This window comes from Pseudomonas sp. B21-010 (genome assembly GCF_024749325.1).
In the GTDB taxonomy this organism is placed as follows: Bacteria; Pseudomonadota; Gammaproteobacteria; order Pseudomonadales; family Pseudomonadaceae; genus Aquipseudomonas; species Aquipseudomonas kilonensis.
In genome coordinates this window covers 3,728,866-3,742,661 of the sequence record NZ_CP087198.1, presented here as the reverse complement: position 1 = coordinate 3,742,661, position 13,796 = coordinate 3,728,866, and the positions used below count along the sequence as shown (strand labels likewise).

The window sequence follows — 13,796 nt, the reverse complement described above, 5'->3', positions numbered from 1 at the left end:
GCATTTTTATGTTGAACATAGACGTACATCCTCCAGAAGTAGATGGATCAATATCCAATGTCTAATAGCGTCTATGGCTACTCTTTCAGTCCGCACTCGCCAATCCATAGCCCAAAATGCAAGCGACAATGCGCTCTTCCCAACGTCTTCGTAGCTCGACTCCATTCAGTTTTTTCAGCAGCACGTCTACTTCGATGGGGTGACTTTTAAGGCCTGGCTCAAGGTCGCGAAGTCGCATCATCGAGGCTCGACGCCCCTTCTTTTCTAGAATTTCGGCGCTCCGGGGACGCATCAGTTCAAGCCAAAGCTCAGCCAAATGCGCCCAATCTGGTGTTAGCTCTCCTGCGACCCCCTCAAATAATTCCAATAGTTTTTTAATTTGATCGGCCTGATCCGTTGAGGTTACCCAGTGTCGATCGCGCGCCCACATTTTCACTGCCCAATGAAATTGCTTTAGCGCTCGCTGCTTGCGTTTCGGCAAAAGTAGCTTCTCCATCTCGCATAGACAGTTCAAAAACTTTTGCAGCTCGCCCATTGCTGCTCGGGTTGGGTCGAGGGTCTGCACTTCATTCGGCAGACGGTCACGCAGTTGTCTGGCGATTTCACGCAACTCTATAACTGGTGGATCAGCCAGGTTCGGTAGCAAAATCCATCGGGGTGCACGCGCACGCTCTCCGGCTAGACAAAGAAACACCCAAGGTTTGGTCGCGCGGACGACGCTCACCCTAGACAACACCTTGCTCGTCTCACAACGATATTGCTCGTACAGAGCAGGTAAAACGAGTGCATTGGGGCCAGATACAAGCCCTCGGACTGGGGCAAATGCATCTTCGATTCCATCCCAATATCTGGATTCCCGGGCAAGCCTTTGTTCTTCTAGTTCCTCCGGCGTAATGATGCGGTCTTCTTTCTGGGTGCGCATGTCTTCCGGAAGCAACAAATTTCCCCCGATTAAACTGTCTACTTCATCTATTCGGCGGAAAAACGTCTCATCTGATCTCAAAGCAAACTCGGCGCCATCTCTAGGCCACCGCGATTCAATTTCCGTATGGCGACTGTCCATCCGATCAATGCGTCCTACGCGTTGCTCGGCGACTCGTACAACGCTGGGCATGTCCAAGTGGACAAGAGTCGATGCACGCTGGAGATTTACTCCTTCTGACATGGCATCACTGCACAGGACTATCAACCGTCCCACAGATTGCCCCTCTGGATTTAGGAGCATTTGTATGTGCTCATGGCTTCGTGGGTCACCGCCAATGCCCAAAACCACGTCGAAGGTCTTTTGCTCAGGGCGAGCTTTCGTCAAAAGGTGTTCGAAGTATTTCAGCGTCAGGGGATAATGGTCGAATGCCAGAATCTGATCATGCCGAGCGAGAAGCTCTACCAAGAGGTTGACCTTGTACGCTTCGCGATGGCCGCTCATCCTCTCAAGCTTGTCGCGAATGGCCGCATATATTGAGCATTCTTCCTCGCAGGCGCGCCCATGTTCCGAACTGTCCGAAAGCCAGTAGGGCAGAGTGATCCCAAGATGATTTTCTGGGATCCTGCCGGCGAGCTTGGCAACGCGTTGCAGCATATTCCCCGTATCGTCATCCCCCCCTTTAATAGAATCGCTCAACCCCATTCTGAGACAGGCCGCGTGGACTCCTTCAATGTGCCGGTAAAGCGCCAGGCGTGATGATCGTAAGCTGGACATCACATGAAAAAGAGCCGATGAGCGGGCCGCCTTTAGGCGAATGATCATGTAAACATCCGGGGTGACGCCGTTCTGTCTAAAGCTTTCCGAGAGCACTAACGGCTTTTGAAAATGTGAAATCCCTTTGAGTTGAAGCGCTAGCTCGCGAATTTCTTGCGCCAACTCCCTGTCCAGTGCGGGTTCATCCAACAGATAGCTCGTAGAGATCTGTTTCGGATAACGACACACGTGGCCTCCTGGAAGCCGGTAGGCTTCAGGGTCGAGATCAACCATTGCATTGAGCTGCGATTTGGTGCGGCGCAGGGTGAAGCTGGCGATTGCTAATTGGAGTGCTTCCAGATCTTTGGCGTGAATATCTGTCAAGCCTGCACCGCCTTTGCTCAATCTCTCAAAGACAGTTAGCACTTCATCCTCGAAATTATCGGCGCCCAGAATGTCAATCAAGCGCAGTAGATCCGCGCGCGTACGATTGATAGGGGTTGCGGTAAACAGCACCACCTGGTCCGCCAGATGGTGCTTGAGGCTCCGTGTCCGCTTGGACATCTGATTGTGAAAATTGTGAGCTTCGTCCACGGCGAGTGTTTGTGCCGACGACAATCGAATGGCGAGGTTGGAGGTATCTTGCTTGCTCATCCTGCTTAGCAAGCCATGGGAAACTATGGTGACGTTGACACCGCACTTGGCCGTTTCCCGATCCCAATTTTTCCTGACTAAGGGCGGGCATATCAAAAGCATTGCGCCTTTGCGGGCTTTGGCTGAAGACCAATTTCGATCATGCATCGCCCGGAGAAGGTGAGCCCCCAGGCGGGTCTTCCCAGACCCAGTTGCATCCGCAACTAGAACAGCACCAAGGGTGTCGAGCAGGTACAGGGCTTGCCCTATGCCTTGGCGTTGCGATGGCCAAAGGTTAGCAGGCTCGATTTCAATCATAGATTCCAGATAGTGATTAGCCCATTCACTCTCAAGCAGTTCGGCGCTAGCCCTCGCCAAAGCTTCTTGCCAAGTGACGAACTTTAGAAGCTGCTCTAACAACGCGACGAAGGCGTTCTCAGCATTCTTACCTTGGCTCCAGTAGAATTCAGCGACTCGCCATCCCTCATTGAATCGGGCTCGATCTCCTGAAGTGAACCGCATATTCCCTTCAAGCTGGGTATACAAACCCGGCGAAGTGAAATTGCTTGACCCCAAAGTTACGGCTCCCGCGGAACAGTAAATTTTGGCGTGCAGCCGTCGGCTACCTGTGGGATAGCGGATGTGAACATGGCCAGCCCGTACAAGCTCAATGCAGTGCAAAACTTGCCCGCTTAACGCTAAAGAAATTCCACGTTCGAGCCAGTAGGCTCGTATTTCCGCAGAAAAATCATAGCCCTTGAGGTTGAGTCGCGGGTTTCGCACCGTCACCGGATCAGAACCAAGGATGAGGCGCATCGGGTTAAGCGCCTTTCCACGTGCGGTTATCAATTGGATGAGCTGCTCTAAACCGCTGTATCCAGTGACTACCAACGCATCCCATTGGTTGCAGAGGTCACCAAAGACCACGTCGTGAACGTTACGCCCGCCCAAATTCAAGGGCATTCTTGATTGAAGGGGCAGGTTTCCATCGAATGGATTCTGCTCCTGATCGAATAATGAGCCTTGCATTGCCGCCTCGATGTCAACGTGTCTGACAACGAAGATTAGGCTGGCCGGCGAGAATCGTTGTGAACTGGCTGCATTTGGTCGAACGTTGTCTGGCGCGAAGGGCCGGAGTCGACCCTTTGCAGTCATTCATATAGTCCCCTCGAAGCGGTTATCTGGCGAGAATTCTCGCTTAAATGGGAGTCGGGTTTCATCAGACCACTACACTGCGAGTCATAGCGCTAATGGCAATGTGCTCATATAGTGGCTGAGTCATCAGGAAAGGGAGGTCAAAATGGCTGCGCATAGCGATGCAACAGGTTATCTTTTAGCTCACCGAGATTCGGTCAAAGAAGCTTGGTTTCACGCGGTGTGTGAAGCCGCAATCAACTCAGACGGAGGCAACCTATCTCCAGACGAGCTTGAGCGCCTCTGGAGGCTGTTTTGCGGGCTGGAAACCTTTTCACCTGCGGCAGCTACTCCTCCGGTGCTGAAAGCAAATGCACGCGACGCAATCCAACCGTTTCATCTGGAGAGTCTGTCGGACTTCTCCGGATTTAAGAAATTAGGCGGCATGCTAAGGTTGGATCTATCGAAGCGTATAACACTAGTGTTTGGTCGGAATGGCGCCGGGAAATCGAGCATATGCCAGGCATTTAAAATCCTGGCAAATCCTGAGAAGCCGAAAGAGCCCCTGAATAATGTTCGTTCTTCTAGCAAGGTTCTTCCGTCCTTTAGCTATAAGCTACGGGGCGGTTCTGTACAAAATTGGACAGAGCTGGACGGTTTTGGTGGCCAGGCTCAGGCTCTGAAATATTTTGACTCCGCAGTTGCATACAAACACGTCAATAGCTCTATCTCACCAGAAGCTGTCGTAGAGTTGAGTGCGTTCCGATTAGAGTGCTTCGATTATGCACGTGAGTATTTGAAGCAGTTTCAGGCTTACGGCGGATCTAAAATTGCGGAGTACCGGCAGGATGCCGATAGGAAGATTGCCGAAATTAAGCTGGCCGCTCATGCAGTTATAGATACAAATACTGGGGTATTTAAGGATTGGAGTGCAACCAATTGCGAGCCAATGCTTTCTTGGATAGGGACGGTGAACTTTGGTGAAGAAAAGCGCTTGCAAAAGGCAGAAAAGCAGGCACGGATAGAGCAGCTTAAGGGTGCGACGAGCGCGGAGGGGCAACAAGCCCTCACTCTGAGGAAAAGCCTGCTAGGCCAAGTAAAACAATCATTGGCAAACTTCGTTCAGCAGTGCGGAGGTTTTTCATACTCTGCCTACACTCAGATTCTGCTTTCAATCCAGCAAAAGCAGGCTGCAAGCATTGAGCTTGCAGGTGCTGTATTTTCCAAAGACCTGGATGTGGCAGGCCAGCAGAAGCTTCTCTCCGCAGCTGCTGCGTTGCGGCCATTTGTTCCTGCCGAAAACTGCCCGCTGTGCCGTCAGACATTAGAGAATGATGCTAAGGCACTCTTCCTAGCCTTCCATAATCACTTGATTTCAACGGTTCAAACGGAGCTAAACGCTCTAAATACTAAACAGCAGGCTGAGCACTCCAAGAAAAGAATGATCGAGGGCTTCGCAGAGATAAATTACTCACAATATTCGAATGTGTTGAATGCCGATTTCTTGCATGCAGCCTCGGATCTGATCACCTCAGTCAAAGCCTCATTGCAGGCACCTCTAATTGATCAGGCTGCGCTTGATGCTTACTCTCGTTACGCCGAGCTGAATGCTTATATCGAAGCGGTTAATACAGAGTACAACAAGGCTGACTCAGCTTTGACGTTAGCGTCGAATGGGTTGCAAGCGCTGAACGAGGAGATTTCAAAGCTCACAACAGAAATTGGTGTGCTGAGCATCGATGAAACCGCATCTTCCGTGCGCCCTCAAATCGAGCCGATTTGCCAAAACGCGATTTCTTTTGCTGGCGTCGCCAATGTGGTGGAGTCCTATAACTTCACATCACGCCTGTCCGCGCTGACCGCGCGAAAGAAGGATGCGCACACAGCGCTCGTTCTAGGTTCGTTTGTACCGTATTTGGATGGAGAGTATCGCCGTCTATGTGGTGCCTCGCTGGAGCAAATTGGTGTCCGCTTGGCCAACCAAGGAGCTGATGCGATAGTTCTTCCGAAAATCGGAGATGAGCTGGTGCATCGCGTGCTGAGTGAAGGGGAGCTTAAGGTTCACGCACTTGCCTTGTTCATGTGTGAGGCGAGCGTCGCACCGCACCAAGTCCTGATTCTGGATGATCCAGTCACGAGCTTTGACTACAACTATATCTCTAATTTTTGTGAGCGCCTGCGTGACTACGCGAAGGATAATGCACAGTCGCAACTGATCGTATTGACACACAATTGGGACTTCTTTGCGAACCTCCAGAATACGTTAAATGGTTCAGGCCTGAGTGGCGCCTTCTCCGTGCAGGTGCTGGAAGACTGTGCGACGGTATCTGAGTACGTAGAGAAATGGGAGGAGTTATGTGGGCAAATTGATACCTACATTGGCCCACAAGTCGAGATCAGTCCTGATGAAAAATCCAAGCTTTCTGCTCTGCTAAGACGCTTGGTGGAGAGGTTAACGAACTCCTATGTATTCAATGAGCAACGTCATCAGTACAAAATCAGAACGTTGCAGGTTTCCAACTTTAAGGACTTCGTGAAGTTGGTGCCATTGCTTCCGGCAGAGGCGGACAGGCTTAAGGATTTATACGCTAATCTGAGCCCGCTTGAGCATGATGATGTGCGCAACTATTACTCCACCAAATCCATCTACCAATTTGGCACTTGGTACGATGAGATTAAATCGATAAAGAATGCAGTTGAGGGACGGCGCACCTAACGCGCTACGCTTTTAGCAGAGGGCAGTGCGGCCTTGTCTATTGGGCAGTCAACCGCATCAGAAAGGTCGCGGCCAAGAGGAATTAGTACCCAGAGCTAGCTTGCACGGCTGTGCGGGCGACCTGACCTGAACTTAGCGTGCTGGGCGCCTGGGCATAGAAGTGATCAGGTCATTGGCGGATGTCCGCTAATGGCCGTTTTGTGCCTGTCACGAGAAGCAGAAATCGGCCCGCAGCCGCAAGCCAGATAGGTGTTCGAACCTGTCGCATTGCAAAACTTATGTTTTGGATCGCTCAAATCACGAAGCGCTCTCTTTCGCTAAATTGATTTTAGTGGCAATCTGCCATGCATGGTGCGAAGTCCATCGGCACGGCAGGTCAGTAAAACGTAGATCGACGACACTATGATCTCCCTTGAGATGCCGCGATGTATGTATGGACTAGTTCAATATTTGACCAAAGCACTGCCATTAAGACCTCGAAAGTAAGGCGCTATTGTGAAAACAATCACCGACGAAATTTCAAAAAAACAAATCTACACGATGATATTAGCTCCAAATATCACATTCTGGTTCGTTGTGTTCTGCATCATTATGTCTGTAGCTTGGTACTTTTCAGGAAGCGCTCTGATAGGTATTGGTTTAGGATTCGCAATTCCAGCTTTTTTAATTAAAAAAACAGTAGACAAAAGGATAGCAATGATAAATGGAGTGCTTAATAACGTCTATGCGAAAACGATGTCATCCCTGAATAATGTTGACTACTATTACTACCATGCGAATGGCTCAATTGCTGTAGACGCTCGAAAAAGAATGATTTCGTATCTAAAAGTACTCCCGACAATGGAGATCGTGTCTCCGGTAATATTCAAAACGTCGGATATTATCGAATATTATTTCTACGATCCTGGAATGACCACGACTAAGTATTATGGGAGAGATCTGGCTATCGCCCAAGAGACACTCACGGATAACCTTAAAGCGATCGCCGAGAGAGTTGAAGAAAGGGGGTTGCACATGAAAATCAACGATCTTCAGAATCCCCAAATTGTCATGAGCATGAAGGAAAAAGATTCTGACCATTGGACTCTTATTCTTAGAAAGCTAATTGACGGATCCCTTGAACCAACCAACAGTCCAATATTGATCCCCTGACGAAGTTTCAATCGACTTGCTGTGAGCGCACTGCAAGTCGAAATGTAACCTAGGCAAGGATTACGATTGAATCAAGTCGAAAGGTTAGGAGAAGAGTTTGGAGGCATCGAACTCTAATCCTGCCTCTTTCATCTCAATTACTAGCCTTTTTTGCCATCCCTCGTGCGGGTCTAGCTCTGTGTACACGACACCGAATAGATCGGACGGTATCTCGACCTCTCCCTTTCGAAGTAGGCACACCCGGCCACGCCCCAGTTTGCCGGCAAAATATCCAAGCTCGAAGATAACGTTTTGCCGTGCACGGGCCGATGGCGCATCTTCTTTTACTGCGCTGCCCATGTCGTCTGGCGTCAGCAAAACAACCGCATAACCCACGTCCGACGATCGTTCAAATTTCTCGATGATCGTCTGACCGCGATCAGGCTGCTCTTGAAGTACGATTGACTCTAGCCCTAATCGGTCGAGAAACCGCGCAAGCATGTGCTTAGCGCCATCGTCGTGACCATGGACGATGAAAACTTTATTGGACGAAATAGGTGATTTGGTCAGTGAAGCTTTGCTGAGTTTGACGTGAGCCTTGTAATCTCTTGCAAACGGAACAACCACTTGTGTCACGAAAGCATGGAGGCCGGAGATTAATTTCTTGCTGCCGTTACTAAAGTAATGATGAGCAAAATTCAACGTGTAATCTGGATCTTCAGCGAGCTTCTCAAATAACAGTATCGTCAATCCTAGCTTGAGTTTGTCATCATCGGGCCAGGCGAGCCGGTAACTCCCCGCGAAGCTTCCGCCAGTGCCTTCGCTTTCCTCCAAGAAGGCCTCAAGGTCGGCATCTTTTTTGAGAGCGGTGTTGATTGGTTCAAGGTCCTCACTGGACAGCAGCCGTACGAGTTTTTTCAGTGGTGCTTCATATGTTTGGAGCTGGGATAACTGTAGGTCCAATACGCAGTTGTTGATCTGCGTGAAAATATCAGAGGAACTCATTCTTCATCTCCTGCCAGACGTTTCTCTGCCGCCTTCTCGATTATCTGTGTGCGATAACTTTCTTTCATTTCTTCGATCAGAGGACCAACGAAGGGGTTGGAGGCGTACTGGCCGACGCGCTGGTCAATGGTGTCTCTGACTTTTTGTATCGCCTGTTCGATGCTTGCTGGATCGAAGGGGTCATAATTTACCGTACAGAGATTGCCGTCTAACTCCCGAAACGCTGCCTCCACCTGCTTCAAGTCGCGTTGTAGTTTATCTAGCCCTTTGATCATGACGCTCTCCATATCCGTAATGATGGCATTTTGGCAAAGGTTGATCGTCCCACATCGTAAGCGTCCGCGGAACACGCCGCCCGCAGATTTGGCTGATGGTCGATCCAGGCGAGTGCTCGGTGGCAAGATTCCATCTGTGTCGTCACAGGCTGCCCACCCGCTGATCGCACCTGGACTATGCTGAAAATGACCCAGCGTGACGCAACCTTTGTGAGCCGTTGGTAATCCACGTGAAGGGAGGTTGGTATGAAGAACCCTAGCGATTATGAAGCCGGCTGGACTACACGAATAATCAATCCGAAAACGGGAAAGCCGTGCTCCGGTGGTGCAGCACGGAATCTGCATCTAGCCGAGAAGGGCGGCGCCGAAGCAGTCTTCAATGCTGGTGGCATTGCGGTTTTGAATCAGGTAACTCCTGTGCTTGAGCGGATGCAGGCTCAGTTGGATATTGCTCAGCAACTCAACGTGCAGATGATGAGAGAGCTTAAGAAGGCGCAGGATCGGAACAGGGCTTGAGCTATGTTGATCCTCAGAGAGCCCGCACATGCGGGCTTTTTCAATAACTGGTCCTCAACCCTCAATTACCATAGCCGGCCTTGCCGGAATTCAGCCAAGGGGAGGGGCGGGTAGGATGAGGTTCTTTCTGGCTTTTCGAACATGCGAGCCCGATTATCGAATACCCCTGAGCAGGGTGCCGGATCGAAGATGAGCGGTCACTTACGATCCAGCAAGTGGGGAAACGTCTGATCTTAAAGTGTCAAGGACGGCGAAGCTCCGCAGTTTAAGTGTCGACGTGAGCAAAGCACGAATCAGCGATTTTCTTTAAATCATCGCGTGTCATTCTTTTCCTAGCCGCGACCTCTGCTTGGAGCCATTCTCTCCTTTGCAGCATTTGCGTGGTCATCATGTATATCTTATCGCCGGCCCACATTTCCTTGAGTTCTTTTTCATACAAGTCTTCATAAGTCCCGCTTATGCTAATTTGAAGCACATCTCCCAAATTGATGCCAGCACCAGCCAACGTATCTCATAGGGAAAGTCCCTTGCCGTTCAAGCGAAGGCCATAGGAAAAGCTCCATTTCATTCCGAGTGTAGGATTTTCTTGATTCCAAGGCAGTGAAAGCGTCTCAGTGAGGTAGTCAATGGTCTGATCTACTGTCCATGTCAGAGAGCAGCTCATCCGAAGAAACTTATCGAACCGAGTTGAATGCACATAAACAAATTCAGCATCCGACATTTCGATGTCTGGCCAAGCTAAGACAGTATCTTTGCCAGCTATTACGCACGCTGCTTTGTCTTTCTCCCAAAGAGACAGCAGCTCATTTAAAGCTTCGTCATACCCGTTTCGGAAGTCAGCGTATTTTCTATGAGCCAAAAGGGGAGGGATTGAGCAGTCTTCCAGCAGGATTGGAAGTAGGAAGATTCCGTCGTTCGCGACCTGTTTCATAAGCCCAGCGTTCAATTCTTCGATTACCCACTTTGAATTGATAGCGGCCGGGGACAGAACGATGGCGAAGTACTGAGCGTCAGCGATCCCTTTATTAATTTTTCCAGGGACGCTTTCACCTATTTTCAGGTCGAATTTGTCATACCACACAGGAATTGAGTGCTTTTCAAGGTCACTAGCTAAGCGATCAACAAACGGTTTGTCTTTACTGGCATGAGACAAAAATACCTTTCCGACCTTCGTCATATCGTGTGTTCAATCCTGTGATGGTGAATGAAAGCAGGTGAGAGCGGAGAGCTTTAAATTTTGGCTTTCCCGCGGGAATGCGGGTGTCTATTGACCGCTGGGTAATGGATGCGGACTCAGCTTCGGGGATTTCAGCGATTGACGTTTTCCTGCTCTGAGGAAGCCGCGAAATAAACGTTGAAATTTCGATCCTTAGCCGAATACCGTCATGGGATCGCAATTCCCAAGGCGTTCAGTGTTGGTGTATCCATCTTGCCGCTGCTGATGATTCCAGAGTCCACCTGGAAAGCCATCAATGAACCTCTGGTGCTATTGCCCAGAACTCCGTCAATTGGCCCTGAATAATACTGTTTGACCATCAAAGCCAATTGAACGCGGCGGACAAGCATCGATAGATCATTGGCCGCTGGCTTTGTAGGTGTAGCGCTGTAGGCGCTGGATCTTGTAGTCGACCCAGACCCAGAGGGAACTGTCGCGGTGCTTGGAGATGCTGAACGATAACTGCTCCCCGTGCTTGCTGGTGGTGTGTAGTAGTTCGTACTTGGAGCGCTATAGGCCCGCGGCGCGCTGTAGCCACTGGAGCCGCTGTAGTGGGAGCTGTGCGAGCTATGCGAGCTGTGAGAACGATGGGCTGCGTAGACGTTAATCGCGTCTTTCGCGTTTAGCGTGTTCTTGAATGCAGGCGGAGCACTGTTCGGATTCGGCAGCCAATCAGCTGAGGCCAGCTGCGCCTGATTGGCGTCAGCCATTGGACTGCCGATCATGGGCATTATGGCGATGGATTGGCCGATGAAAAGCTTCCAGCGATCAGACAGTTTCATGAGGTGCTCCTTGCATTTCTTTCAGGTCGTCTAGGGAGAGCGGGTGGATAGTACGGCTCTGCCATTTCGTTGAATGAGATTTGAAAAAACCTGCACAAGCGTGCGCAGCCACGCAGGTCTGGCAGGCATCGATGAATAGATTCTTCCAGTCCGAAATGCTCTGCCGATAGAAGCGTCCCAACACCGGATCCAGCACGCAAAGCGGTAGGTTATAAATCGAAACTGCGATACCGCGGATATCGAGGAAAAATGCGGCTTTATTAAGCTCTATCTGGTAGTCAGCTGGGTCGATCCATAGCTGGTCGTAATTCTTCTTAGCGAGCCCCGTATTTTCGATTCCCATCAGCGCAACGTGGTGCACGAATGGCAGGTTTCGAAAAACAAAATGCGCCCATTCTGGAAGTCGGCCAGTGGTTAATTTGCTGAACACCATGCGAATTTCTATTTTCTGTCCGGCTCGCTGAAGGTTGTAGATGCCCGCTATTGTTTCGCTGAATGCTCCTGCGGCTTGGACAACATTGTCATGGTCCGCAGCGTTATCCGCGTACAGAGGAATGCCCCACGTGAGATTAGGATGATTCACTCGTTGGAGGTCGCCGATCCAGGTGGGATCACTCAGTAGCCGGCCGTTGCTGAGTATGTGTATGGATTTTTCTGGTAGGACTCTTTTTGCGTGCTCGATGATTGCAAGCAGGCCGTCTCTGTAAAGCGTGGGCTCTCCACCGCTAACTCCCAGTTGTTCAGTGCCTTGGTCAATCAGGTCGATCAGCTTCAGATTTTCGTCGATGTGCCAACGGTCGTCGACATCCTTGGGAGGCTGAGAGCACATCAAACACAAGCTATTGCAACGATCCGTCATGAACAGAAGGTTGCTATTTGCACCACGGCGGAAAAGGACGCGCACGACATTCGAACCAGGACTCACGACAATGACGTCGCCCGGTTGCACCACTAGCAGATCTTTTGGATTCGTCAGCAGGGCTGCGCTGACATGATCAAATTCGCGCGAGTTACGCGGTAGTAAAAAACCTCCGACTGGCACTGATAGCCACTGATCGAGGTTGCCGGTGGACGATTCGTCCAACCACAACATCAGGTCATCAAAAGATGCTTCTCCAGCGCAACTGGCGGTACCTTTGGAGACAAACTCTTCAGGTGTGATGACTTTAAACAGTTTGGGGGTAGCGACGTTTTGGATTTCAAACTGAGTGTCTAGACGTAGCATGGTCAGCCCCTGTAGCCGGCAGAGGGGAGGTCGCTGAGTGAGCGGCGTGCTAGCCATGACATCAAAATCTTTTGCGTCTCGTTGTCACCATCACGCAGCAAGCGGAATAGATGAGTGAGCAGTGCGGTATTTTTCTCACAGAAACTGCTGAAAGAGCGGTGACTGATTGGATCGCCATGGCGAGCGAAATGCTCGATCGGATCAGCACCGCAGTAGGGAACCAGTGCGCAATCCGAGCATCCAGGTAATGCTTCAGCTACCCCCGCGGATAGCAACATCTCGATCACTGGAGATTGAAGCAGCTTCTTCAAAGGCTGCGTTACGCTGCCGAGCTTGAATCCGTCTTCCCCCATTTCGAGAAACATGCGGGATTCGTCCGAAGGGTAAACATCACCGTCGTAGTTGTAGACGAGAGTTCCTAGCCCAGCGCCGAGGGGCGAACGCAGGTCAACATAGCCAGATGCAAACGGGGTAAGAATGTTGTTCAGGAGGAGCGATGAGTAGCCCTCTGAAATGAACGTCCCTTGACCATTTAGCTTCACCAGATAAGACAAAGCTTCCATGTAGAAATCGATGAACTTGGACATCGAATAGTCCAGACGTTTCGCGGATGTCTTGGCGAATCCGTACGGGCTTAGGGGGCGCAAAGAGATGCTACTGAACCCAAGAGCAACGTATTCATCGATGATTGCCTTCGCGTGATCCAAGCTTTTCGAGGTGATTGTCGTTAACGCCGATACTGCATCGTGACCGAGCCTTGTTCGCACACGCTCTATTCCTTCGACCGTTCGTTCATATGAGTCTTTCGTAGAAGTTGGTCGATTGGCGTTGTGTAGAAATGCGGGGCCGTCGAGGGATGTCGAAAACTGGATGTTGTGTAGTTCCGCGAAATCCAGGACGTCCTCATTCAGGTGGTGAAGCGTCGTTGTGATCACGTACTGAATGCTTCGCTGTTCAGCGACATTCCGGGCTTCCACCAGATCGACAATTTGACGGACGCGATCAAACGCCAATAGGGGCTCACCACCTTGAAATTCAACTGTGATTACGGGGGAGGGTGATTCGAACAATCGCTCGACCGCCAGCTCTGCATGCTCTGCTGACATGTCATGTCCGGCGCCTCCCAGTGGGGCTCGTGAAACTTGGCAGTACTGGCACGTGTGGTTACAGCGCAGCGTGACAACAAATATGTGTAGCGCCGGCCCATCAAGCACGAAGCTTTTACGACTGCGGTATTGAGCCGCTATCTCAGGAATAGGGTTGTGTCCGTCCGGTTCGAAGATAAAGTGTCGGGCAAGGAGGTCTTTGTAGTGAGCGGAGCCTGATTTCACGGTCTTGTGAACAAGGTCCTTTAGCTGCTTTTCAGAGACGAAAAGGTATTCGCCTGTTTCGGCGGTCAGCAGAATACTTTCGGTGTCATTGTCGTCAAGGCGAGCAAATCGAAACGGCAGCAATCGATAGCTTGAATCTTTGGCGATCAACATT

10 protein-coding genes are annotated in these 13,796 nt (G+C 50.5%); 3 read left to right on the top strand and 7 right to left on the bottom strand.

The window, feature by feature from the left end:
- Nucleotides 1-85 precede the first annotated feature (85 nt).
- Nucleotides 86-3,340 (bottom strand): SNF2-related protein, encoded by a 3,255-nt coding sequence (locus LOY50_RS16305; protein ID WP_258688408.1) that lies wholly within the window; start codon nt 3,338-3,340, stop codon nt 86-88.
- Between the two features lie 271 nt (nt 3,341-3,611).
- Here LOY50_RS16305 and LOY50_RS16300 point away from each other — a divergent pair, with 271 nt between their 5' ends.
- Together LOY50_RS16300 and LOY50_RS16295 are read left to right on the top strand one after the other, a co-directional pair.
- A complete protein-coding gene (locus tag LOY50_RS16300) occupies nt 3,612-6,161 on the top strand; it encodes an AAA family ATPase (protein ID WP_258688407.1) in 2,550 nt (849 codons plus the stop codon).
- Nucleotides 6,162-6,656: 495 nt separating this feature from the next.
- Nucleotides 6,657-7,313: a hypothetical protein gene (locus tag LOY50_RS16295; protein ID WP_258688405.1), complete on the top strand. Its 657-nt coding sequence runs from the start codon at nt 6,657-6,659 to the stop codon at nt 7,311-7,313.
- An 84-nt stretch (nt 7,314-7,397) separates the two neighbouring features.
- Here the strand turns inward: LOY50_RS16295 and LOY50_RS16290 are convergent, their stop codons facing one another.
- Both LOY50_RS16290 and LOY50_RS16285 read right to left on the bottom strand, forming a co-directional pair.
- Nucleotides 7,398-8,297, bottom strand: a complete 900-nt coding sequence (locus tag LOY50_RS16290) for a nucleotide-binding protein (protein WP_258688404.1) — start codon at nt 8,295-8,297, stop codon at nt 7,398-7,400.
- Complete coding sequence (locus LOY50_RS16285) at nt 8,294-8,572, bottom strand: hypothetical protein (RefSeq protein ID WP_258688402.1); 279 nt, start codon at nt 8,570-8,572, stop codon at nt 8,294-8,296. The genes LOY50_RS16290 and LOY50_RS16285 overlap by 4 nt, the downstream gene beginning before the upstream one ends.
- A 246-nt stretch (nt 8,573-8,818) precedes the next feature.
- On the opposite strand from LOY50_RS16285, the gene LOY50_RS16280 reads away from it, so the two are divergent.
- Entirely contained in the window at nt 8,819-9,088 is a 270-nt protein-coding gene (locus tag LOY50_RS16280; protein WP_258688401.1) for a hypothetical protein, read from the top strand.
- Between the two features lie 511 nt (nt 9,089-9,599).
- Here the strand turns inward: LOY50_RS16280 and LOY50_RS16275 are convergent.
- From LOY50_RS16275 to hxsB, 4 genes are all read right to left on the bottom strand, one after another.
- On the bottom strand, nt 9,600-10,265 hold the full coding sequence (locus LOY50_RS16275; RefSeq protein ID WP_258688399.1) for a toll/interleukin-1 receptor domain-containing protein: 666 nt from the start codon (nt 10,263-10,265) through the stop codon (nt 9,600-9,602).
- A 206-nt stretch (nt 10,266-10,471) separates the two neighbouring features.
- The gene (gene hxsA, locus LOY50_RS16270) at nt 10,472-11,086 is read right to left on the bottom strand and encodes a His-Xaa-Ser repeat protein HxsA (RefSeq protein WP_258688398.1); all 615 of its coding nucleotides are present in this window, start codon (nt 11,084-11,086) and stop codon (nt 10,472-10,474) included.
- The gene (hxsC, locus tag LOY50_RS16265; RefSeq protein WP_258688396.1) at nt 11,073-12,311 is read right to left on the bottom strand and encodes a His-Xaa-Ser system radical SAM maturase HxsC; all 1,239 of its coding nucleotides are present in this window, start codon (nt 12,309-12,311) and stop codon (nt 11,073-11,075) included. The genes hxsA and hxsC overlap by 14 nt, the downstream gene beginning before the upstream one ends.
- 2 nt (nt 12,312-12,313) lie before the next feature.
- Nucleotides 12,314-13,795: a His-Xaa-Ser system radical SAM maturase HxsB gene (gene hxsB / locus LOY50_RS16260; protein WP_258688394.1), complete on the bottom strand. Its 1,482-nt coding sequence runs from the start codon at nt 13,793-13,795 to the stop codon at nt 12,314-12,316.
- Nucleotide 13,796: the final 1 nt, after the last annotated feature.